General features: G+C 42.5%; 21 protein-coding genes. 7 read left to right on the plus strand and 14 right to left on the minus strand.

The window, feature by feature from the left end; all coding sequences use genetic code 11:
- Positions 1-30: 30 nt before the first annotated feature.
- Complete coding sequence (hisS, locus tag WC848_04985; GenBank protein MFA5962009.1) at positions 31-1,434, minus strand: histidine--tRNA ligase; 1,404 nt, start codon at positions 1,432-1,434, stop codon at positions 31-33.
- 33 nt (positions 1,435-1,467) lie between these two features.
- Positions 1,468-2,121 carry a signal peptidase I gene (gene lepB / locus WC848_04990; protein ID MFA5962010.1) on the minus strand — a complete coding sequence of 218 codons (654 nt, stop codon included), beginning with the start codon at positions 2,119-2,121 and terminating at the stop codon, positions 1,468-1,470.
- Positions 2,122-2,290: 169 nt separating this feature from the next.
- On the opposite strand from lepB, the gene WC848_04995 reads away from it, so the two are divergent.
- Together WC848_04995 and pth are read left to right on the plus strand one after the other, a co-directional pair.
- A complete protein-coding gene (locus WC848_04995) occupies positions 2,291-3,766 on the plus strand; it encodes an LCP family protein (GenBank protein ID MFA5962011.1) in 1,476 nt (491 codons plus the stop codon).
- Positions 3,767-3,959: 193 nt separating this feature from the next.
- Positions 3,960-4,505: an aminoacyl-tRNA hydrolase gene (pth, locus tag WC848_05000; protein ID MFA5962012.1), complete on the plus strand. Its 546-nt coding sequence runs from the start codon at positions 3,960-3,962 to the stop codon at positions 4,503-4,505.
- 454 nt (positions 4,506-4,959) lie between these two features.
- On the opposite strand, the gene WC848_05005 is transcribed toward pth, so the two are convergent.
- The 6 genes from WC848_05005 to WC848_05030 form a co-directional block, all read right to left on the minus strand.
- Positions 4,960-5,523 carry an AAA family ATPase gene (locus WC848_05005; GenBank protein ID MFA5962013.1) on the minus strand — a complete coding sequence of 188 codons (564 nt, stop codon included), beginning with the start codon at positions 5,521-5,523 and terminating at the stop codon, positions 4,960-4,962.
- Positions 5,524-5,636: 113 nt separating this feature from the next.
- The gene (rplA, locus tag WC848_05010) at positions 5,637-6,326 is read right to left on the minus strand and encodes a 50S ribosomal protein L1 (protein ID MFA5962014.1); all 690 of its coding nucleotides are present in this window, start codon (positions 6,324-6,326) and stop codon (positions 5,637-5,639) included.
- A 466-nt stretch (positions 6,327-6,792) separates the two neighbouring features.
- A complete protein-coding gene (gene rplK, locus WC848_05015; GenBank protein MFA5962015.1) occupies positions 6,793-7,218 on the minus strand; it encodes a 50S ribosomal protein L11 in 426 nt (141 codons plus the stop codon).
- A gap of 18 nt (positions 7,219-7,236) precedes the next feature.
- The gene (gene nusG, locus WC848_05020; protein MFA5962016.1) at positions 7,237-7,782 is read right to left on the minus strand and encodes a transcription termination/antitermination protein NusG; all 546 of its coding nucleotides are present in this window, start codon (positions 7,780-7,782) and stop codon (positions 7,237-7,239) included.
- A 39-nt stretch (positions 7,783-7,821) separates the two neighbouring features.
- Positions 7,822-8,007, minus strand: coding sequence for a preprotein translocase subunit SecE (gene secE, locus WC848_05025; protein MFA5962017.1), 186 nt, complete (start codon positions 8,005-8,007; stop codon positions 7,822-7,824).
- Between the two features lie 364 nt (positions 8,008-8,371).
- Positions 8,372-8,617 carry a hypothetical protein gene (locus tag WC848_05030; protein ID MFA5962018.1) on the minus strand — a complete coding sequence of 82 codons (246 nt, stop codon included), beginning with the start codon at positions 8,615-8,617 and terminating at the stop codon, positions 8,372-8,374.
- 259 nt (positions 8,618-8,876) lie between these two features.
- Here WC848_05030 and WC848_05035 point away from each other — a divergent pair, with 259 nt between their 5' ends.
- Positions 8,877-10,100 carry a DEAD/DEAH box helicase gene (locus WC848_05035; protein ID MFA5962019.1) on the plus strand — a complete coding sequence of 408 codons (1,224 nt, stop codon included), beginning with the start codon at positions 8,877-8,879 and terminating at the stop codon, positions 10,098-10,100.
- Between the two features lie 260 nt (positions 10,101-10,360).
- On the plus strand, positions 10,361-11,536 hold the full coding sequence (locus tag WC848_05040; protein ID MFA5962020.1) for a geranylgeranyl reductase family protein: 1,176 nt from the start codon (positions 10,361-10,363) through the stop codon (positions 11,534-11,536).
- 6 nt (positions 11,537-11,542) lie between these two features.
- On the opposite strand, the gene WC848_05045 is transcribed toward WC848_05040, so the two are convergent.
- Entirely contained in the window at positions 11,543-13,399 is a 1,857-nt protein-coding gene (locus WC848_05045) for a phospholipid carrier-dependent glycosyltransferase (GenBank protein MFA5962021.1), read from the minus strand.
- On the minus strand, positions 13,359-15,200 hold the full coding sequence (locus tag WC848_05050; protein MFA5962022.1) for a glycosyltransferase family 39 protein: 1,842 nt from the start codon (positions 15,198-15,200) through the stop codon (positions 13,359-13,361). Before WC848_05050 ends, WC848_05045 begins: the two co-directional genes overlap by 41 nt.
- Before the next feature lie 363 nt (positions 15,201-15,563).
- On the opposite strand from WC848_05050, the gene WC848_05055 reads away from it, so the two are divergent.
- A complete protein-coding gene (locus WC848_05055) occupies positions 15,564-17,036 on the plus strand; it encodes a glycoside hydrolase family 28 protein (protein ID MFA5962023.1) in 1,473 nt (490 codons plus the stop codon).
- A gap of 19 nt (positions 17,037-17,055) precedes the next feature.
- On the opposite strand, the gene guaB is transcribed toward WC848_05055, so the two are convergent.
- Positions 17,056-18,519, minus strand: a complete 1,464-nt coding sequence (gene guaB / locus WC848_05060; protein ID MFA5962024.1) for an IMP dehydrogenase — start codon at positions 18,517-18,519, stop codon at positions 17,056-17,058.
- Between the two features lie 144 nt (positions 18,520-18,663).
- Here guaB and guaA point away from each other — a divergent pair, with 144 nt between their 5' ends.
- Both guaA and WC848_05070 read left to right on the plus strand, forming a co-directional pair.
- Positions 18,664-20,478, plus strand: coding sequence for a glutamine-hydrolyzing GMP synthase (gene guaA, locus WC848_05065; GenBank protein ID MFA5962025.1), 1,815 nt, complete (start codon positions 18,664-18,666; stop codon positions 20,476-20,478).
- 15 nt (positions 20,479-20,493) lie between these two features.
- Positions 20,494-21,933, plus strand: coding sequence for an amidohydrolase family protein (locus WC848_05070; GenBank protein ID MFA5962026.1), 1,440 nt, complete (start codon positions 20,494-20,496; stop codon positions 21,931-21,933).
- Here the strand turns inward: WC848_05070 and WC848_05075 are convergent.
- From WC848_05075 to WC848_05085, 3 genes are all read right to left on the minus strand, one after another.
- Positions 21,930-22,751: a sugar nucleotide-binding protein gene (locus tag WC848_05075; protein MFA5962027.1), complete on the minus strand. Its 822-nt coding sequence runs from the start codon at positions 22,749-22,751 to the stop codon at positions 21,930-21,932. The two genes, WC848_05070 and WC848_05075, sit on opposite strands and share 4 nt — an antisense overlap.
- 214 nt (positions 22,752-22,965) lie before the next feature.
- Positions 22,966-23,256 (minus strand): hypothetical protein, encoded by a 291-nt coding sequence (locus tag WC848_05080; protein MFA5962028.1) that lies wholly within the window; start codon positions 23,254-23,256, stop codon positions 22,966-22,968.
- Positions 23,257-23,368: 112 nt separating this feature from the next.
- On the minus strand, positions 23,369-24,340 hold the full coding sequence (locus tag WC848_05085) for a DUF4349 domain-containing protein (protein ID MFA5962029.1): 972 nt from the start codon (positions 24,338-24,340) through the stop codon (positions 23,369-23,371).
- Positions 24,341-24,342: the final 2 nt, after the last annotated feature.

A 24,342-nucleotide genomic window follows, 5' to 3' on the forward strand; every position in this document is an offset into this window, starting at 1 on the left:
GCGAAGGCGGATTTCTCCTTAAAATTTTTATTATATAATCGGCTCTTCGTGATTGTGAAAGACAACCACATTGTCCGTTTTTAATTTTTTCTTGATGATATCGATCAGCTTTTCCATACTAACTGTTTCTTGCACGCCGGTCTGCATATTTTTGATAATAACCGTGCCATCCAGCGTTTCTTTTTGACCCAAAATTAACGTCAGCTCTACTCCCAAGCGGTTAGCGATTTTCAGTTGCGATTTGAGACTGCCCCGGCCGAAACTTTCTGCCGTAAGAATTCCGTTTTTCTCCAACTCAGCAAACAGGCGCAAACTTTTTTTCTTGGCCAAGCCTCCCAGTTGCGCCAAAAAGACGCGCGGCTTCATCGGTTTGTAGGATTTGGCCTGCACTCTTTTCATCTCTGCAATGATGCGTTCCATGCCGACCGCAAAGCCGATGGCTGGTGTATCCTCGCCACCCATAATTTTTATCAGTCGATCATAACGACCGCCACCACCAAGAGAAGCTTTCTTGCCTTCTTCTGAACCGGACCAAATTTCAAACACAGTTCTTGTGTAATAGTCAAGCCCTCTCACAAGGCGCGGATTGATCGTATAGGGCAGATCCAATTCGTCCAGATATTCGAGCAATGTCTTGAAATGCACCCGACATTCATCACAAAGGTGATCAACGGCCTGCGGCGCCGTGGCCGCCACTTGAGCGCATTTATCTTCCTTACAATCTAAAACACGCATCGGATTTATTTCCAATCTCCGCTTGCAATCTTGACAAAGTTTGGTCTTTTTCGATTCCAAATAATTCACCAAGAGATTATTGTAGTCTTTTTTACAAACAGCACAACCGATCGAATTGACTTGGATTTGGACAAATTTCAAGCCCAAACAATGTGTCAGACGATGCGCCATCTGGATCATCTGCGCATCCAAAATTGGATCATCTTCTCCAAACGCATCAAAATTGGCCTGATAATGCTCGCGATAACGGCCTTCTTGCGGACGGTCATAGCGATAAACCGGGCCGATCGAAAAAAGTTTCACCGGCTTAGCTAGCGTGTGCATTCCGTGTTGGATAAAACTGCGACAAATTCCCGCTGTCATCTCTGGCCGCAAGGCTACTTTATCGCCGCCACGCGTCGTGAAGGCATACATCTCTTTGTCCACAATGTCCGTTCCGCCGCCGATATTTCTTGTGAAAAGATTCGCAAATTCCAAAAGTGGTACATCAATCCGTGAAAAACCATAATCTCGGGATAAGCGTTCAGCGACTTTCCTGGCCTGCTCCCAATAAGCTTGGTCTTCCGGCAAAGTGTCTTTCATTCCGCGCAAATTCTGCAAAACCAGTGGTTCGTCTTTCGGTTTTTCCGCTTTAGATTTTTTGGAAACTTTTTTTACCGCGCCCTTTTCTTTGGTTACACTCTTTGTGACTTTAGGCATAGGAAGTTGGGATAAAAAATTAAGTTAAAAAATTTAGAACACTGAGATTTGATTGAGCGGCCAAGCGCGCACCAACACCTCACCAATAATATCCTCACTTGGTACCGGTCCCCATACGCGCGAATCTGAACTGAACGGCCGGTTATCCCCCATCACAAAATATTCATTATCGGAAAGCGTCACTGATTGGTCGCCGACTGTTTTTACGTTCTTGTTCAAATAAGCGCTCTCGTCAAGCACGAAACCATCGGGATTGTCTTTGTTAAAAATCTTGAAACTGCCGTCTTTTATTTCGATCCGCTCACCTGGAAGTCCAATGATGCGTTTGATAAAAAATTTGCTCGGGTCTTTCGGGTAGCGGAAAACAACCACTTTTTGCCTGGTAATTTCTCGAAAAGCACCAACAGTAAAAAATTTAATACTATCTAGACCAACGGTTGTTTTCTTGAACCCCAACTCATTGACGATCAAGTATTGTCCATTTTCGAAGCTTGGTTCCATTGAAGCGCCTTGGACAAAAAATGGCTGAAAGAGAAACATCCGGATTGGCACGATAATCACGAACGCCAAAAATATAATCTTGATTATTTCCAAAACAAATCCTCCGACACCGACATAATTTCCATTTGGAGAGCCTGCTTTTTCGCGAAGAACTTCGTCTCGCACCTCCTGTTCCTTTTCTTCCATAAAAATACTTCTTAAATAGATTAAAGTTGACCTCGAATGTTCTTAAGCATAGCAGAAAATTATCCGTTTGGCAAGGGCATTTTTTCCTTATATAAAGCCCTAATTTGACTTGTGGCCACTAACAGGCTATGATTAAATAGCTTCCGGTGCAACTTTTTCACAAAAAAGGATGGCGATAAAAAAAATATTGATAAAACTGATTCTTTGGTCTATCATACTTCTCCTTCTCGGCGCAATCGCCTATGGAGCTTTTTTCTTGCACAAACTGAATTCTCTTAGCAACAAGATAAACGTCTACCAAAAACCGGAAAATCTATTCGACACACTCACCTCTGTCGCTCAAATTGCCAAAAATGAACCGCTGGAGTTAAAAAATAGCAATGGTGAAAGAATCAATATTTTACTCTTGGGCGTAGCGGGAGACGGAAAACCAGGAAGAAATCTGACGGACACAATCATGATTGCTAGTTTGAATCTCAAAACTAACCAAGTTGCATTGCTTTCACTTCCGCGTGACCTCTATGTCAAAGTGCCCGCGTCCGATTGGCAGACAAAAATCAATGCCATCTACCAGGCGGGACTCAATAATGAAAAAGATCAGAGCAAAGCAATCGATCCACTACTTGAAACAATCACTACTGTCACTTCTTTAGATATTCACTATTATGCCGTACTTAATTTTGACGGTTTTCGGCAAGTACTCGATGCGATTGGCGGAGTAAATATCACAAATGTTAGAGACATCTATGACGAGCGCTATCCCGGACCGAACTATAGCTATGAGACATTTGATCTCAAAAAGGGTTTTCAACATCTTGACGGAGACATGGCCTTGAAATATGCTCGCGAACGCCACGATGACCCAGAGGGTGATTTTGGCCGTGCCAAAAGGCAACAACAAATCATCCAAGTGACAAAAAATAAAATCTTTTCCGCCACCACCCTTTTTGACATCTCTTCCTTGAACAAGCTCTTCGACGCGCTGGGGAACAATATCAAGACCAATCTGTCATCGGATGAAATAGGCAGTTTTTTTGAGCTGAGCAAAAAATTAGACACCAATAACATCATCAATTCTACTGTCGATGCCTGGAATAAAGACAGCTTGCTCAAAGTCTCACATGTTTATTATGGCGATATTGCCGCCTTTGTCCTAATCCCCCGCGTCGGCAATTATAGTGAAATCCAAGAGTTGGCGCAAAACATTTTTGACTTGAATAAACTCAAAAGACGCCGCGAAGAAATTAGCGGGGAAAACGCTTTGGTTGCGCTCATTAACAAAAGCGGAGATAATACTATCGTAACCAAGATCCAAAAATTACTCAGCGAAAATCTGGTCTACAAAAACGTAATTATTATCACCGATCCAGGAAAAGATCAGGAAAAGACGACAAACGTCTATGACTCCAACTCAGGGACCAAGCCATTCACGCTTGACGAATTAGCTACTCGCCTTCCCGCTAAGGTTTTCTATGCCTTGCCGGATAAATACCAAAAAATAGTTGAAAAAAAATCACCGGACATCGTCCTAGTCATCGGCAAGGATCTGATTGAAAAATACAACGTGCCGGAAGACTCGATCGAAGATTTCAAAAAAGCCCAAGATGATCAAGATCTGATAAATATGCAAAATAAATCTAACTAATTCCCCTTCGCCCTTAGGGAGAAGGTGGTCGAAGGCCGGATGAGGGAAAGGGCTTTTGATAAAATTATTACTTTCCTACGCAGAACATTTTTATTTTTTTAGCATTACCCTTGCCCTCACCTGTCCTTCGGACATCCTCTCTCGAAGGGCGAAGAGGATACTTCACGCAATTAAAATAATTTAAAGCAATATTATGAAACTAATCATCGGCTTGGGTAATCCCGGCCAAAAATATGTCGCGACGCGGCACAATCTGGGATTTATTTTTCTCAATAAGTTGCGGGAAAGATGGTCATTGCCAAATTTTAGACTAGAAGCCAAATTTTCTGCTGAAATTTCCCATGGCGAACTAAATGGTCAAAAAATAATCTTAGCCAAACCGCAAAACTTTATGAATCTGTCCGGCGAAGCTGTGCAAAAAATTCTGGCTTTTTACAAACTTAGTCCCGAAGATCTTTTGGTCATCCATGATGATATCGACATCTTAGCCGGAAGATATAAGCTGGCTAGTGATTCAACTTCCGCCGGACATAACGGCGTGCAAAATATCATCGAGCTTTTAGGCACAAAAAAATTCGCTCGTCTGCGAATCGGAATTAAGAATGAAAATAAAGATGAGACTGAAAACCAGATGGAAGTCAGTGATTTTGTCTTGGGAAAATTGACTGCGCTTGAGCTAGAAAAAATTAATGCGCAAGAAAAATCAATCCTGGAAGAAATAGAAAAATTTATTTCTTAAAAAACTTACGCTTGTCCAAAAAATAATTTTATCTATAGCCCGGACTAACCAAATAAAACCCCAGGAGTCAGACCAACTAAAAATAACAAAATAAAGCAATAAGAGGCCTCGCGCCTTGAAAATTATTTTTTGGACAAGCGTAAGTTGCATCCTTGTTGTTTTTCAAAGTTTCGCACGTAAGATTGCATCTCTCTCGGAATTATCCTGGAAAAATACGTTTGACTTACTCGCGAAAACTAAGGAGGGTGTTTCCGCTTTCAAACTTACGCACGAAACCCTGAAAACCAATTTGCAAAATATCGAATTTTCAAAAAATACACCAACTTGATAGTATAGCACCAAATAGGACTTTTGTCAAACAAAAAAAGCTAGAATGGCTTAATAAAAGCTTTTTTTGGTCAAAAAACCGCCAAAATTACATCTGGCGGTTTTTCACATTTTCAACTATAAAAGATTACTTCAAAAGTGCTTGCATCATCTTCTCTGTCTGCTCTTTCAACTCATCGGCTGTGCCATTATTGTTCATCTTAAACTGGGCGTGCCGGCCGATCTCATGGATGGAAATTTCAGTCAACTTCCCCTCCTCTTCAAGAAATTGTTCCAGCGTCGCATTCTCTTCTCCGGCTTTTTCCTTGCGTGCTTTGGTCCGTTCGAAACGCAACTTCAAATCTGCCGTCACATAGGCCAGATAGAAATTCTCCCCATAGTGTTTCTGGAATGGCTCGACATCGCCATGCATCCGGATACCGTCCGCAATGATGATATCCGCATCGCTCTTCTCCATATCTTGGATCAAAGAATCGATGATGACCGAAGGACCATAACCCTCTTTGAGCACCAAGGCCAACTTGATCAAGTTGTCCCGCGTCACCGGAAGATGCAGATCCTCCAGCGTCCGACGCAAAATTTTGGAAGTGCCAAAATGAACCGCACCATATTTTTCGATCAAGTATTCAGCGACAGTTCCTTTTCCTGCTCCTTTTTCCCCGATCAGGCCGATAATTATTTTTCTTTTCATATTTTTTCTTGTCGCGGACTGTCCGCTAGCTAGCGGACAGTCCGCGACTAATTATGCTTTGAAAAACAAAAACTTTCAGTACTGAAACCGAAAGTTTTTTTGTTGATGATAGATTAAACTGTGATTTTGAAACCGACGCCCATTGTTGAGCAAAGTGAGATGTTACGCACCAATTTTCCCTTGAGACTAGCTGGTTTCATTTTTTCCACGCTGTCCAAAAAGGCTTTGATATTTTCCAGCAGTTTTTCATCAGTAAAAGATAATTTTCCCACCACTTGGTGGATATTCCCAGAGTTATCAGTCTTGTAGGCGGCGCGACCTTTTTTGAGCGCGTCCACTGTTTCTTTAATCTTAGTCGTCACTGTTTCCGTCTTGGGATTTGGCATGAGACCTTTAGGTCCCAGAATTTTCGCCACAACCGCCAATTTTGGCATCATTTCCGGCGTCGCGACCAAGACATCAAATCCTCCGTCTTCAGAAAAGATTTTTCCACTCTTGATCCGCTCGATCAACTCCTCTCCGCCGACAATTTCAGCGCCGGATTTCTTGGCGTCATCAACGCTTGTTGAAGTGATTACAGCCACTTTCTTATTCTTTCCAGTTCCATGTGGCAAAGAAACCGCACTACGGATCTGTTGATCAGTTTTTTTTGGATCAATTCCTGTCTTGATATGCACCTCAACTGATTCGTCAAACTTAGCGATCTTATTATCCCGCACAAGTTGCAAAGCCTCTTCCAAGGAATAGCTTTTTTCTTTGTCTAATTTTTCCGCGACTGCTCGATACTTTTTTCCGTGTGTCATATGATTTTTGTGGTTCAAGCGATCAAGCGATCTCCCACTGGTTAAATATTTAGTAAAATTAAAAAATAATTTTTATAGTTTTGGGTGGAAAATTGTTTTTTTGGTTAACAATTCCCACCCGGTTTTTGCAATGAGCATGATCTGCTTTGTTGCCCTTATCAGTCATGCAATTCACCCATCCATTCATCATCATGGTCTGGTTTTTTTCTCCAGGGATAATATCCAAAAACACTTTTGAAATAATCCCCCGAGAGCCAAATGTATCCCCCGGTATATCCGAAAATGACAGATATTATTATAAAAAACGCAATGGGATTCTTATTAACCACAAGGAAGTAATGCGATGACAGCCACGTGAACACAAAGCCAAAAAAAGCATATACGCCAGCCACGACCCAAAATCTAAACCTCAGTCTACTCTCTAACATGAGCACCTCCCTATTTCAATGTACTACGTTATATAAAATTACCCTTCAATCTTCACACCCATCGAACGCGCGGTTCCGGCAATGATTTTTTCTGCCGCTTCCACATCATTCGCATTCAAATCGGACATTTTCTTTTCTGCGATTTCTCGCAGCTTTGCCGCGGTAATCTTACCAACCTTATCTTTTAATGGATTACCCGCGCCTTTTTCCACACCTGCCGCTTTGCGCAGAAGATCTGACGCTGGAGGAGTTTTTAGGATAAAATCAAAACTGCGATCTTCATAGATTGTGATTTCCGCTGGGATAATATCGCCCATCTTGTCTTTCGTCGCGTCATTGAACTTAGCGCAAAAATCACCGATATTGATTCCGTGCTGTCCCAAGGCTGGTCCGACTGGAGGCGCTGGATTAGCTTTCCCTGCCTGAATTTGTAATTTAACAACTGTCTTTATCTTTTTTGCCATAATGGTAATACTATAAAATTATAATTTATGAATCTGCAAAAAGTCCAACTCAACTGGTGTTTCGCGACCAAAGATGGAAACTAAAACTTTCACTCGTCCCTTTTCTTCGTCCACCTCATTGACTTTACCATCAAATTCTTTGAACGGTCCATCGATAATCTTGACCATATCCCCTGCCTTCACATCAATCTTATACTTAGGCTCGTCCACACCCATCCGTTTTTTGAGCATCTCGATTTCTTTCGGATCAACTGGTGTTGGCGTTGTGCCCAGACCGATAAAGCCAGTCACGTTCGGTGTGTTTCGCACGACGTACCATGAAGCGTCCGTCACGATCATATCGACGAGAACATAACCAGGATAGATCCGCTCTTCAATCACAGTGCGCTTGCCCGCTTTAATTTTAATCTTTTTCTCGATCGGCACCATCACATCGAAGATAAATTCCTGCATATCCATCGATTCGATCCTCTGTTTCAAATTACGCGCTACATTGTCTTCGTAGCCGGAATAGGTATGGAGCACATACCATGATCTTCCGTGATGTTGTGATTGTTTTGCCATTGTTTTTTCTAAAACTAAACTTAATTAATAAAAAATTGCTTATTTTAAGATAAAGGTCTTCAGAAGATACTCAAAAACAAAATCGAGTCCGCCGAGAAAAAACGACAAGACGATACTGATCCCGATCACGGTCAAAGTATAGTTGATGGTTTGTTTTTTTGTCGGCCAATTCACCTTCTGGAGCTCCGATTTGGCTTCTTTCAAAAATTGGACAAGTTTGTTCATAACGATTTTTTAAGCTTTTTTAAAAGCCCTTTGGGGCTTTTTTGTAGTGTTTTCATCGTATATCATTTTTGATTTTTTGTCAAATACGTCAAACTATATAATAAAAAATCTCCCGGACTGTGATAGCCGGGAGTATCTAGTATAGTATGCGCATACGGTTCTATGCGCCAAGTGGACCTCGTTCATGATAAGAACAATTTGGGTTATCGCAACTGCGAAACCTACTCCACCCTCAGATATACTTGTCAAACATAACCACTTTTCCCGTTCTGCATTCGGGACAAGGCACATCTGTCCGTTCAACATTTCGGGTACCTGGGCCTAATTCAAAATATCTTTCCCGCATAGACACCTCCTCTTTGATCTATGAAAGTTTTTTTTGGCAACAGCATTGTAGTGGCAAATGCCTTACCAGGCCGTTGTCTTTTTCAAAAAGACACCAAACGACATCCGTGCCCGCTCCATTAGGCGCAACACCAACAACGATACCAATATCGTCACATTTAGCGACTATTTCTTTGGGCATATAGCCAAGCTTCTGGCAGGCTTCCGATGAAGGATCTACCATAACTCCCGCACAAACCGTTTTAAAGAACTCTTTCACTGGCATATTTCCTCCTCTCTCTTGGCTGTTTTTTTCAACAATTCATCCGTAATTAGATACATCCAGTCAAGCAAACATAAGCTTCTTTGTCAATTACAAAATTTAAATAAAGATTAAGCTTGACAAACAGCTAAATCAGTGCTACAATTGACTTTTATGTTAATACTTTCGTTTGTCTACTGCAACTCTCAAGTATCTAAACATAAAACATTTAATTTTTATGTTTAGAGCCTTTCTTTTAGGAAAGCCTCTTCCACAAATAAATATGTTTCAAAAACGCTATAGTCGCGCGACTAGTACTTCTTCGCGCAGAAATTTTTCCCGTCCCGCCGGACGGAGCAATGGCCCCATTCGTGGTGGTCAACGAGGTTTTCGCGGAAGCTTTATCAGTATTGATAAATTCATCAACAAAGCTGCTCCAGTTACTGATATCCCGGCAGAAGCCTACAAGCCGGAAACACCTTTCGCGGAAATGAAGATCAATAACCGTTTAAAGCAAATAATCACTCAGCGTGGTTATGAACTTCCTACCGCGATCCAAGATAAAACCATCCCACACATCCTTGAAGGAAAAGACTTGATCGGTCTGGCCAACACCGGCACAGGCAAAACAGCTGCCTTTCTCATTCCGATGATCAATAAGATGCTGGCCAATCATGACGAGAAACTTTTGGTCGTCGTACCGACCCGTGAACTAGCGACACAGATCCAAGAAGAATATATCGCCCTCACTCGAGGTCTTAATCTTTTTTCCGTCGTCATCATCGGTGGCGCCAATATGCACCGCCAAGTTTCGCAATTGCGCTCACGCCCGAACTTGGTCGTCGGCACACCGGGACGTTTGAAAGATTTGGTGCAACAAAAAAAATTGGATCTTTCTCGTTTTTCCAATGTTGTGCTGGATGAAGCCGACCAGATGCTTGATATGGGCTTTATCAATGATATTAAATTCTTACTGTCATTTTTGACCCAGAAAAAACAGACACTGTTTTTCTCTGCCACATTGCCACCGGCCATTGAACACTTGATCAAAGATTTTCTTGTTAATCCAGTCAGGATCTCAATCAGAAACCAGGCCACGCCCGCCCAGATCGATCAAGATGTTGTGCGTGTGAAGCAAGGTGAAGATAAGATTGAAATTTTACATAGCCTGCTTAATGAATCCGCCTTTCAGAAAGTGCTCATCTTTGCTCGCACGAAAAGCAGCACAGAAAAACTTTCCAAGATTCTTAGCCTTCGTGGCTTTAAAGCGGAATCGATCCATGGCAATAAATCCCATGGCAAACGCCAACAGGCGCTCAAAATGTTCAAAGAAGATCGCGTAGAAATATTGGTCGCCACCGACATCGCCGCCCGCGGACTCGACATTCCTAATGTCAGTCACGTGATTAACTTCGATGTCCCCGCGACTTACGAAGATTATATCCATCGCATCGGCCGCACTGGCCGGGCGGACAAAACCGGCATTGCTTTGACTTTTGTTTCGTAAGTCTTATTCTAAGGGTAAATGGCACCTCGTAAAAAGCGAGGTGCTTTTTATAATGCTTTAGGACTTACGCGTTTGCCGTGATAAGCTTATACTAGAGCCGGGATTAGCCGGAAATAAACTCACTGTTACTGATAGCTATCCTTGGAACAAGAAAACTTGCAAAGGCCACGCGGTCTGAAGGTTATCACGGCAAACGCGTAAGTCCTAAATTTGTTTGACCAAAATATTACTATCCCCTAGACTTAAGTAAACAAATATTTATGGAAAACTACGACGTCATCATTGTCGGGGCGGGGCCGGCTGGCAGTACCGCCGCTTATTATATTTCAGGTTTGAAAGTTTTAATCATCGACAAGTCTGATTTTCCGCGCCACAAAGCTTGCGGCGGCGGTCTGATGAGCAGTCGCGATTGGCCACTGGAACTCAAGAACTATGCCAAAATCAAAGATAAACTGACTGCTTATTCTTGCGAAACAATCAAAATTTATTGGAATTGTGAATACATCGCCAACAGACGGTTCAAACATCTTTTTGACCAGATCGACCGCTATGAGTTTGATAATCTGCTTCTCGAAGAGGCACTCAAAAAAAGCAACGTCACTTTTCTAAAATTTGATCTGCAAAAAATCCAAAAGGCTACCTTCAAAGGAAAAAATGGCTACACAATTTCTGATGGTGAGCAAAGTATTTTTACCACCTATCTCATCGGGGCCGATGGCGTCCATAGCAAAATATCTAGATTTCTTGGTAACCCAAAACTAAAAAGGCACCAGATCGGCTACTGCCTGGAATGCAACATAACCTGTGAAAAAAAAGACTTGAATGTGCATGTAGTCGCCGGGTATAGGAAAGAGATTGGCTATGGCTGGATCTTTCCGACAGCCACCGGCTACCAAGTCGGCGTCGGCATAGTACGAAAACCCAAACACGCTTTGCAATATTATCTCGATACTTTTATCGCTTGGACGATGGAAGAAAATATCTTGCCTAAAGAGCATGCGATTAAGAAAACTTTCGGCGGAGCATTGCCTCTGCGAGTGGTCAAGACTTATTGCACGGACAATATTTTGCTCTGCGGTGATGCTATGGGACTAGTGAAAATGCTCACGGGCGAAGGCATCTATTATGCGATGCGCAGCGGAAAGATTGCCGGACTGGCACTTTCCGGCGATCGCACCAAACTTAAAAAAACCTACAGACAAAAAATGCGTCCGCTGATCTGGGACACATTCATCACGCCCCATATTCCGCCCAAAATTTTTACTATCACTTTTTGGTCTACTTTCTTTGCCGTAGCCAAAGTTTTTGACCGGGCCAAATTCTTGCGCCCGCTCAATCTATTCATCGATTATTTTATGCGCCTCACCATGCACCGGAAAAAATTCAAAGGTAAGAGTTACTACTGTGATGAAAAAATCGAAATTGAAAAATACTAAAATATTTTAATTCTGTTTATAGACTCGGATAAAATTTCCCGGCCGATTGTCAATCAAAAGCTCCCAAAGCGGGGGGCTTTTTTTTGCCTCGATGAATTGCCCGATATAGCCCCAGCGCACCTGGCCACGCCGAGTCAAAACGAAATAAACATCATCGCGATTTTGATTGAGCACCTCAATCACTTTTTTTCGATTATCATTGCTGATATCGACACATTGACCAAAAACAAACGGGCAGACACCAGGATAATCCGCAATTACCGTCGCTTCTTTTTGGGCAGTGATTGCTTTTATTGCTTGCCCCGCTTCATATCCACCATAACCCCAGGAGCCAGTAACTAGATTTTCTTGAGGCAAAAAAGCATTGGCATAATTAAAATAAAACGGCCTTATGAACCATAGGCTGACCGCGCTGACAAAAATAATCGCAAAGGAAATAAGCACCTTGTTGAGCTTTTGAAATTTTTTATACTGCAAAAACTCCCAGATCCCTACTGTCGCAAGAAAAATAACCAGTGGAGTAAGAATGATGCCATAGCGGATATTGACCAGCAAGTTTTGCATTGTTACCACAATCCAATAGAATAGCACAAAAGCCGAAAGCATAAAAACCAAGAAAGCAAATTGGGTCTTTTGAAAAACAGTTTTCAGCCAAATAAAAATGAGCGCGCAGAACACCAATGGCGTAAGGGAAAAAACCAGCGGACGCGCTTGCAGAATTAGTTTTTTCCAAAAAGACAAACTGATAAAAAAATCACTCTGCCGGGAATCAAATGGCACTGCCTCCAGATCCCACAGATTGATTTTGAACGCCCAATTGAAAAAAGCCAAAAGTGACAGTCCGGCGACAACTACCACGATACCTTTAAAAATAATACTACTATACCGTTTACATCGTTCCATCAGGAATAAAACCACACGGCTTTGCCAAAAAAACGCATCCGCTGCGATTGCCAGATCTGCGCTCAATGTAGTCCAAAAAATAAAACCCTTGTGATTAAAATTAATCACATCATCAAAAAGGTATTTGCTTTTCACGAAAACGGCCGGCATCAAAAAAGAAAATAGCAAAAATCCTCCAAAAATAATTGCCAGGTAGAAAAGCGCTAGGCGCAAAACTTTTTGGGAAAAAATTTCCTGACTTTCTTTTCTGGTTTCATAAGAATAAAGCAGATACGAGAGTAAAACAAAAAATAAAAAATATACCAGGATAAGGGCAATATATTTTGTTGCCAACGCTAGTCCCAAAAATAGTGTTGTAAGTGCGGCAATTTTCTTTGCATCCGTTTTTAAAAATAGCAGGTAAGCCAAAATTGCGGCTGAGCAAAAAAGCCAAGAAAGCGCATCGGGGTTCACAATCTGCGAAATGCCCAAGAGGATCGGCGAAAGCAGAATCAGCGTGGCTGACCAAAGACCGATCCAGCGATTGTCCGTCAGTTTTGCGATGACCCAAAAGAAAAAAATAGAAAATAGGCCATTGAAAATGAGCAGCGGAAGACGGTAAAGAAAATTAATTTTTTGAAATTGTTGCGGATCATAACTCGTAAAAACATCTCCCCGTTTTTTGATTTCCGCGCTATGATTTTTATCGAAAATCAAGCCCGGACCGGAAATGTAAGCCAGAGATACTCCCGGTTTATCATTGATTCTGGTTTTTTTCCAATCCCCTTTTCCCATTGCGTGCCAATACTGTGAGATGCGACCCTGATCAATCCAGAAATGCTCGTCAGCCGTGTCAAATTTGGTCAAGTGATAGAGTCCGAAAGAAAAATACAAAATCAGGGCTAAACAAAATAATAGTCCAGTTTCTTTTTGCTCAGAATTATTCATTTTTTTCTGGCTCATATTTGAAAATTTTAACATAATTTTTTGCTCTTTCATTGATTACCAGCTCCCAAACAGTATCACCATTTTCATGTAAATACTTAGCATTTATCATATCCCACATCCCTCGATACATGATCGCTCCACGGCGAGTTTTGACAAAATAATCCGGGATCGGCTCTCCCTCTCTTAGCTTGAATCTCCCGTTGCTTTTGCCCATGATACAAAGCCCCTTGAAAAAAGGGCAGTATCCATTATAATCAGTCCAAATCAATAGATTTTCGGCGTCAGGTAAACTATTGAGGTATTTTGCCGCTTCATATCCGCCATAGCCCCAGGCGTCCGTGATAATCCGGCTATTAGGAAGCAAATCACTGGCATAGTTAAAATAAAATGGCCTAACTTCCCAAAGGCTCCAAAAACTGATCAGCAAAATTCCTGCCGTTATCCAGTTTTTGTCAATTTTTTCCAACCGCTTCCAAGAAAATAACTCCCAGAGACCGATGCCTGCCAAAAGCAGCATCAGAGGATAAAGCATGATGCTATAGCGAATAGTTACGAGCAAATTTTGCGCTAAAACTGCCGCATAAAATGCGCCAAGAAAAAATAAAATTAAAAAAATTATTTTTGCATACGCCAAATCTTTTACGCTTGCTTTTCCCAAGACAAACAAGCCTGCAAGTAAACTAAGCGGAGTTAGGGAAAAGATCAAAGGCATCATTTCCAAAATAATCTTCACCAGAAGCGCCTTGTCAGTGAACGTGGATGATTTTTCCAAATCAAAGGAAACATTTTTCATGAAAATTTCGCCATATTCAGTTCCCAGACCCCAAGTAAAAAGGATAAACACGAAAAACGCCAGAAAAATAAACGCAAAAATTCGCGGAAAAATCACAGTCAGCACTCTCGTCTTTTTCATAAGCCCCAATAGTGTCTTACCTTTAAAAATAAGGGCATCAAAAAAAAGTAAAAAAACCATGCTGCTAATGACCCAAAGGACATATTGAAATCCAGCTAAATCTAAAAAAGCATCATACAAAAGAACCGGGCGGACAAATACTGCTGGAAGAAAAACAGCAAAAACAACCAGCGCTCCAATTATTGTCCCAAGATAGGCCACTAGCAATAGGCTAATTTCACGAACCGCAATTTTGCGTCTTACTTGCTCAAAATAAATATCGACGATAACCGTACTCAAAAGAAAAGGAATAAGAATTACCGCGCTATATTTGCTAAGCAATGAAAAACCCAAAAACAACGCGGAAAGAAAAATGAATTTTTTTTCTCTTGTTTTGAGGTAACCTAGAAAAGCAAAAATCGTTCCAGCGGAAAAAGACCAGAGCAAAGAATCGGGATTGACGATTTGCGAGATGCCCAGAAGGATCGGCGAAAGCAAAATGAGGATCGTCGCCCAAAGCGCAATCCATTGATTTTCGCTAAATTTCCAGATAAGCCAAAACAGTACCAAGCAAAATAGTCCATTAAAAATCAAAAGTGGCAATCGAAACAGGAAATGCACTCGCTGGGTTTCTTGAGGGTCATATTTGCGCTCCACCGAATTATCAAGAAATAACCTATCTGCCGGTTTATCTTTAAAAAGAAGCGCACTTCCGGAGATATAAGCCAATGAAATTCCCGGCTTATCGTTTATATAGGTGCCCTCTAAATTTCCCTTTCCTAGGGCGTTCCAGTAACTATAGATGCGCCCATTTTCCGGGTCTTCATACATCCAATAGCGCTCATCGGCCGTTTCAAATCTTGCCAGATGCTGGAGTCCAAAAAAAAGATAAACAAAAAACGCTATCGCCAAAAAGGAAAATAGATAAATTTTATTGGTCATTTTTGCCATAACTATAAAAAAACGATCTCAATAGGTTTTTCAATTCTGTTTGTATCATATATCAATTATTACCAGCAGTCCAATGAGTTTTTTCGCGTTAGTTTTATGTTTATGGCCAACTAGTGTATACTAAATCAGGACTTACGCGTTTGCCCGAGTCAGCCGTATTTTCTAAAAAAACGTGTCTGAGAATGCCTTTTTTCTTCAAAACTTTCCATTGGATGCCATCGATTGAGGGAAAATTTTGAAAAGAAAAAAGAGCGTTCGAGTTATTTTTTTAGAAAATACGGCTGCGAGGTGAAACGCGTAACTCCTATAAATAATGGATTAGGGTAAATTTAAAATAATAACCGACGCTATTTTATGAAGAAAAAAACCTTCATTTTGTTTCTTGGACTAACCACACTTTGCATATTTGTGGGGGTTTTTCCTTGGCAAAAAGTTTTGCGCAAAGAAACCGCAATTCCCCTTTCTTTCCCTCAAGAGCCTCCCTTTGAAATGCCCAATTTTTCTGATCTAAATATTCCAGAAAAAGAATGCCCCATCACGGATTTCGGTGCTAAAAATGATGGCGCAACACTCAATACCCGTGCTTTTAATGACGCAGTCATTGAATGCGCGAACGCTGGCGGAGGCCACGTTATTGTTCCTGCTGGCAAATGGTTGACTGGAGCAATCCACCTCAAAAGTAACATCGATCTGCATTTGGAAAAAGAAGCCGAGATTCTGTTTAGCAAAGATCCGAAAGATTATTTGCCGGTCGTTTTTACGCGCTTTGAGGGCATTGAACTTTTAAATTATTCTCCCTTTATCTATGCTAAAGATTGTGAAAATATTTCTATCAGTGGCACGGGAACACTAGACGGGCAAGGCAAGGAATGGCTCAAATGGAAAGATATCCAAAAAGGCGATGCCCAAAGGCTCTACAAAATGGCCGATGATAACGTGCCCGTGGAAGAAAGAATTTTTGCTCAAAAAGGTGATGCTTTACGACCGTTTTTTGTGGAGTTTGTCAACTGCAAAAATATCCGCCTGCTTGATTTTACCCTAAAAAACAGCCCAATGTGGTCAGTGCATCCGTTGTATAGCGAAAACGTGCTTATTCGTGGCATTCAAATTATTACCGACGGACACAACAACGATGGAATTGTCATTGACTCTTCAAAGTACGTCCTAGTAGATAATACATACTTAGAAACCGGCGATGATTCTATTTCCATAAAATCGGGCGTGGACAAAGACGGCTGGCGCGTCAACCGGCCTTCGGAAAATATCGTCATTCAAAATTCTCGCATGAAAAATGGCCACTCCAGCATTACGATTGGCAGTGAAATGTCAGGCGGAGTCAAGAATATCTACATAAAAGATTGCTCATTCGAAGATTCTGGTCAGGGCGTACGCGTAAAATCTCTGCCGGGACGCGGTGGTTATGTGGAAAACATTTGGGCCGGAGGCATCCAGATGAATAACATTGAAAGTGCCGCTTTGCAATTCGACATGAACTATGACTCTTCCACTAATAAACCTTCCACAAGCGCCTTACCACGAATTGATAATATCTATATCGATCAAATTAATGTTATAGGAAATTCGCCAAAATATTTAGTAAAAATTGACGGTCTACCAGAACAGCCGATAGAAAATGTCACCATAGCTAACGTTACCGCTAAATCAGAAAAAGGCATTGTGATTGGCAATGCCAGGCAAATTGACCTAGTAAATATTGCATTTTCCGCTAAAAAGAAACCTTATTTTCAATTTACTAACGTAACAGAACTAACCCTAGCTAACGCCACTTGCAAAAAAAGCGACTCGAGCTGTGTGGAAATGAAATAAACGCTCAAGTCTTCTCCTTCTAGCCTTTGAAATAATTCGGCGCGTCTTTTGTGATGGTCACGGTATGCGGATGGCTTTCCTTGAAACCGGCATTGGTGATGCGTACAAATTGAGCTTTTTTGACCAGCTCCGCCAGCGTCTTAGCTCCCAAATAACCCATGCCGGAACGCAAACCTCCCGTCAATTGATAGGTAATTTTTTCCAGCGGCCCGCGGTAGATCGTCCGGCCTTCGATGCCTTCTGGTACAAATTTTCCCACTTCTTTCACATTCCCCTGTCCATAACGATCTTTCGAACCGCGGAGCATCGCGCCGAGCGATCCCATCCCGCGATAGGTCTTATACATCAGCCCGTCGAAAAATTCTGTTTCTCCCGGTGATTCTTCCGCACCGGCTAAAAGTCCCCCGAGCATTACTGAACTCGCTCCCAATGCCAGAGCTTTCGTGATATCACCGGAATATTTAATCCCTCCATCAGCGATGATCGGGATGTTGACATTTTTTCCCCGTCCACGGATCGCTTCCAAGAGAGCCGTCACTTGCGGAACACCGATGCCGGCCACCACGCGCGTCGTACAGATCGATCCGGGACCGATGCCAATTTTCACTCCGTCCACTCCTGCTTTGATGAGATCTTTGACTGCTTCCGCTGTCGCCACATTGCCCGCTACGACATCAATTTTTTGCGTCAGCTTATTTTTTTTCAATTTTTTGACCGCTTCAAGCACGCCCTTGGAATGTCCATGCGCCGTGTCCACCACAAGCACATCCACCCCTGCCGCAACCAAAGCTTCTGCGCGTTCCAAAAGATCCGCGCCGACACCGACCGCCGCGCCGACATAGAGACGCTTTTTAGCATCTTTGTTGGAAAAAGGAAAAGACTCGTTTTTCTCCAAGTCTTTTCTGGTCACGATCGATTTCAAAATTCCATTTTTGTCCACCACGCACAGCACGACTAATTTTTCCTTGCGGATCACCTCATTGGCTTTAGCTAAATTTGCCCCTTCAAGCATAGTCACTAGCTCTGCTACCGGCTTCATGATGTCTTTGACTTTTTTGCCTTTGTCTTGAGGCCAGAAATAATAAAGCTCAGTCACGATACCAAGCAGCTTTCCTTGATCATCAACCACCGGGATTTTCTTGTAGCCTTTTTCCTCACGGATCCGATAGACCTCATCAACAGTATCTTCCAAGGAAAGCGTCACTGGATCAATCACGAAACCGTTCTGGTAACGCTTGACCAGACGCACCTCCTCTGCCTGCTCGACTACTGAGAGATTTTTATGGATGATCCCAATTCCACCCTGAAGCGCTATCGCAATCGCCATCTTATGTTCCGTCACGGTGTCCATCGGAGCACTGACGATCGGAGCTTTCAAGGGAATATTACGCGAAAAACGGCTGCCCAGCTCCGTCTCCGAAGGCAAAATTTCCGAATACTGCGGAACTAATAAAACATCATCGTACGTCAACGCTTCTTGCATAAAGTTATATTTAATAATAATATTAGGATTATAAACTATCTTGACCAAATAATCAACGCTCGATGTTGAAAAACATTCGGCTACCAGGAGTTGAGCTCCTGGAGCTCCAGGAGCTCAACTCCTGACTTTAAAAATTTCAAAAATATGAAAGACCATATTGCCATTTTGGATTTCGGTTCGCAGTATATGCATCTCATTGCGCGCAATATCCGTGAGATGAATGTACTGGCTAAGATCTATCCCCATGACGTTTCTGCGGAAAAATTAACCACTGCCAGTGGAATTATTTTTTCCGGCGGACCGCAATCGGTCTATGACAAAAATTCACTCACGGTCGATCCAAAAATTTTAGAATTAGGCGTTCCCATCCTAGGACTTTGCTATGGACATCAACTGCTCGCCCATCTTCTAGGCGGGCAAGTGAAGCCGGGACGCATAAGAGAATATGGTCGAGCTAAGTTAGCGCTGAAAGATAAGACGGCGCTTTTTAGAAACATCCGGCGGACAACAAAAGTCTGGATGAGTCATGGCGACTCCGTCTCGAAAGTTCCCAAAAATTTCTCCATCACTGCTTCCACGCAGGATTGTCCAGTGACTGCGATGGCCGATGAAAAAAATAATTTCTACGGATTGCAATTCCATCCGGAAGTCGACCACACGCTCGAAGGCAAAAAGATGCTGGAAAATTTTGTTTTGAAAATTGCCAAGGCGCAGAAAAATTGGGAGATCAAAGATCTGGTCGCCCATCTCGTGGATAAGATCAAAAAACAGGTCGGTAAGAAAAAAGTCTTCGTTCTGGTGAGCGGCGGCGTGGATTCCAATGTCGCTTTTGCCCTGTTGACCAAAGCTTTGGGAAAAGCACGGGTGAAAGGGCTCTATATCGACACTGGGTTTATGCGTCAAGATGAATCCCAAGAAATCATCAAAAATTTTAAAAAGATCGGTTTTGATAATTTGGAAGTGATCGATGCGAGCGCTACTTTTTTTGAAAATTTGAAAGGGATCTACGAACCGGAAAATAAACGAAAGATCATCGGCCAGACTTTCTTGGATATCAAAGACAGTGTCACAAAAAAATTAAAATTGAACGACAAGGAATGGCTCTTGGGACAAGGCACGATCTACCCTGACACGATCGAATCAGGCGGGACGAAAAATTCCGACAAGATTAAAACGCACCATAACCGCGTCGATGCTATCCAAAAAATGATCGACGAAGGTTTGGTCGTCGAACCCCTGGTCGATTTCTATAAATATGAAGTACGCCAAATCGGCAAACTTCTAAAACTCCCAAAAAATTTGATCGAACGCCATCCTTTTCCCGGTCCGGGACTCGCCATCCGCGTCCTTTGTCTTGATCATAAAATGCCAGAGGAAGACCTGAAAGATAAGGAAAGTAAGGTGAAAAAATTCTACCAAAAAAATTATCCCGAGATGGGATCAGCGCTCCTACCTATCCGCTCAGTCGGCGTCCAGGGCGACAACCGCACCTATGCACATCCCCTCGCCATCTGGAAAGAATCAGCCTGGAAAAAACTGGACCAAATTTCAGTCAATACGACCAATTCCGTCCACGAAGTCAATCGCGTCGTCCTACTTTTGAATCCTGGGAAAAAACCTGTTTTTCAACTGATCAAAAAAGATGCTTATCTGACCGAGAAACGCACAGAAACGCTCCGTGAGATAGATGCGATCGTGACTAAAAATATCCGCGCAACCAAAATCTATGGACAGATCTGGCAATTCCCCGTCGTCCTCATCCCCATCACTGATGGAAGTGGCAAAGAATCGATCGTCTTGCGCCCGGTCAACACCCGTGACGCGATGACGCTAAATTTTTACCAGATGGAAAAAACAGTGCTAAAACAAATGACCGAAGCCATTTTGGCTACCGGGCGTATTTCCTATGTCTTTTATGATCTGACTAATAAACCGCCAGGAACGACGGAATGGGAATAATAAATCCATAAAATTATGCCAAAAAATAATATCCAAACTGAGGTGCAAAAAGCGGTCGGAGCAAAAGTTGATATTTTTACCGATTCCAACAATGACCACAGCCGCTACCAAGTGAACAAAAAAAATTATCGGACGATCCTGATCAAGAATATCCCCTTCATCATCACCTGCAATGAGAATGATAAATTGGTCATTTTAAAAAATCAATCTATCGCCATCAAAGATGATATCATCACCGAAGTAGCGCCGCTGGAAAAGATCAAAGCAAAAAAATTTGACCTCATCTATGACGCTGGAAAACGCGGCGGAACAGTCGTCACTCCGGGACTGATCAACACGCATGCCCATATCCATATGTATCTTTTGCGTAGCGCAATGATCCTTGATGAAGAAAAAAGCGTCGATGAAACAATCTCCAACATGGCCGCTTGGCAAAAATTCGAAACGGAAGAATCACTTTTTTATGCCTCAGTCGGCGATCTGACCGAACAGCAAAAAAACGGAATCACCACGACCCTTACACACGGACCGAGTTTTGAGTCAGGTGAAATCGCCGCGCAGATCACCAGACAAAATCTGCTCAACGCTGTGAGTGCCGTAAGCAATTCCCGTCCGACCAACTCACCGGAAATGGTGGAAAAATTACTTCAGAAAAAAGATGAGTTCTATTCCACGCCTGCCATCTCGTTGCACTATCTTTACAAAACGCCTTTTTCCACTTTACGCAAAGTAAAAAAAATCATTGATAAATATCAATCATTTCTGACTGTCCATCTGGCGGAAAGCCAAACTGTCGCAGAAAATACGCTGCGCTGTCATGGTATGAGCGAAGTGGAAGTGTTGAAAAAATTTAAGCTGCTAAATTCCCGTACCATCGCTTCACATGCCATCTACATCAAGCCGCAAGAAATCATCGAACTGGCCGAAAACCAAGTCGGAATTGTCCATCTGCCGACTTCCAACACGCTCCATAAAAGCGGCGTCTTTCCTTTTTGGCAATTCAATGATGCCAATGGCTACAAAAACATCTCCCTAGGAACCGATAGTGTAGTGAGCAAAAACCAGCTCGATCTTTTGACTGAAGCCTATCAGGCCCGCATCACTCATCTTTATGCGCGCCCGATCAAATATGGCACGCTATTCAAAATGATGACGGCCAATGGTGCGCGCGTCCTTAGCCTCCTTGACCGCGGAAAAATCCTGCCCGGCATGAAAGCCGACATCGTTTTTTGGAAACTGCGCGACCGCGGTTTTGTCCCTTATGACGAAAATAATCCGGCTACGCTCATCGGCAATCTCATCACCCATGGCGGACGGATGGTCAGAGACCTTATGATCAACGGAAAGATCATCGTCAAAGACCGCCGCCACCAATTCGTCAATGAGACAAAATTACTAGATGTGCTACAAAAGAAACACATGGAAATGCGCGTAAGAAAAGAGAAGAAAGACTAGGATTGTTTTTCCAAGCTGCCTCTAATACTGGCCGGCTCGATGCCGGTCAGTTTTTTCATCAAAGAATATTCCAAAGAAGTGTCGGCCAAAAAATCCGCCGGCCGCTCGACTGGCATTTTCACATCGACCAAATTGTCCGTCGAAACACCCAACGCTTCTAGTGCTTGCTTATGAAATTCATAGACGCTCATTCTTGGACCGGCCACGTGCACAATACCTTGATAGTCAGAAAAGGCTAATCCTATCGATGCCTGCGCCACTTGAAAAACTCCGAGCGGCGATTTATACATATCTGAGAATCTTTCTAAGCGCTCACCATTTTTGAGCGCCTCAGAAGCTTTGGATAAACGAGAATCTAAGCGCCCGCCAGAAAAACCATAGAGATAGCTTGGACGGATGATGCAATAGTCTTCACTTTCTTCTCGGATCAATTTTTCACAAAGCGCTAAATTTTTGCCATAATTCGTGACGGGCACAGGAAGATCTTTTTCAGAATAATTCCCTTGCTCACCAGCAAAAATTCCATCACTGGAAAAATAGACCAGGCGCTTGCCGGCACAGCCCGCGATAAACTGGCGCATCGCTTTTTCTAAAAGTTCTTGATCTTCCACAAACTCAATTTTCGCCGACAAAAAAACCGTATCGATCTCACGGCCAGAAAAAAGTTCCTCACTGTCATCCGCAAAAAAATCAAACTTGAGCGAACCAGGAAATTTTGGATTTTGATTATGCGTCACTAAAACATCCGCGCCACTCTCCAAGAGTTGCCGCGCGATTTCTCCGCCCAAAAAACCCGCTCCGATGATAGCTGTTGACATATTTTCACTTTAAACAGTACGCAGACCATGCTCCTCTTATAAACTATCAATCACTAATCATTCCTGTCTAGCATGTCCTGTCGCTCGGCGGGCTCAAAAACTGAACAGAAGCAAAATACCGATCATGCTTGGCAGGGAAGTTTTGATGCTTTGGAAATTTTTTTTGAGTACGATTTTCATCGAAACTTACTAAGCATACAAAAGTTCTTCCATATTAATGTTTTTTATTTTTTTTCATCCCTTGATGCTGGCGCTCAACGTAGACAATCCGCCACCAGTATTGACCAAGAAAATAGCCGCCGAAAAGTCCACATGCCCAAAGGATAATTTGCAGATAAGGCGGAAGATAAGAGTGTATGCCAAGATGGATATATTCCTTTGGCAAAAGACCAGAAAAAAGCCATTGATCCACTAGCCAGATTTCGATTAACCATTGGAAAGTTTCTACTAAAAGCATTCCCAGAAGCATCGCGAATGAAATATAAATATTCTTTTTGATTAACATTGAAATATTTTAAAAATTAGAGGCAGAAATTAAATAGATCATATAGCATATTTACCATTATCCTACCACAAAAACGCATATATTGCGAGAATACACCATTCTTTAAGGGTATCTATTTGCCCTCCTCTTCCTTTTTCTCAAACAGCTTCACGAAAATGAAGCGACCGATCCGATAGACGATCCAGAAGAGCAAGAGATAAAGGATCAGCGTCGGCAAAAAGGTAATGACAAAGACGATCAAAAAGTCGACAAAATTTTGCACCTTGATCACCAAAGAACGGATTGCATCTTTGGCCACCTGCAATGGGCGCCAAGAATCAGAAACAGCAATTCCAGAATCCTCCGACAGGGTGATAGTGATCGTAGACATATCAGTCTGAGAAGCCAAATAGCGCAACTGTCCTTGGAAAGATTCAATCTCCCCTCTTACGCGCGAAAGCGCCTGAGTGACTTCGATCACATCACTGATTTTTTGCGCTTGATCGAGAATTTTTTGATATGCCGCCTCTTCGACTTGTTTGTTCTTGATCCGTCCCTCCAGGTCCTGGTAGCGCTCCGTCACATCTTGACCATTAGTCGATTCGCGCACGACGGCGCTGGCGACAGTTTTTAATTCACCAAAAGCTTTTTCAAAATTAGCGACCGGCACTTTGATTGAAAGCGTTCCGCTTTTGAGCGATTTATCATTTTGGTAAAAATTAGAAGAAAATAAACTTCCACCATTCCCCTCTGCGATCTTTTCAATTGCTGACACAGCCGCATCGACCTTATCCACTTTCAATGTCAGGTTGCCGTTCTTGACTACTTTTTTGTCTGTCAGCGACTGACTATTTTCCGATGCCTGATAAGTGGCACTGGGAGCACTGTCACGTGTGATGTTTTTTTCTTGTGCCCCTCCAGAAATCGGATTGCTAAACGTCGTACCAGAAGACAGTCCTGTCGACATCGGAGCGTCAAGACCATCCCACTGCGCCACGCCTCCCATCTTGCTGGTGGAAGAAATGTTCCTCATAAAAGCAACCAGGACAAAAAACAGGAGAACAATAACTCCGACAACTATGGCAATTATTTTGGTTTTTTTCATTT

The sequence above is a fragment of the Parcubacteria group bacterium genome (assembly GCA_041659505.1).
Classification (GTDB): Bacteria; Patescibacteriota; Minisyncoccia; order Moranbacterales; family UBA2206; genus UBA9630.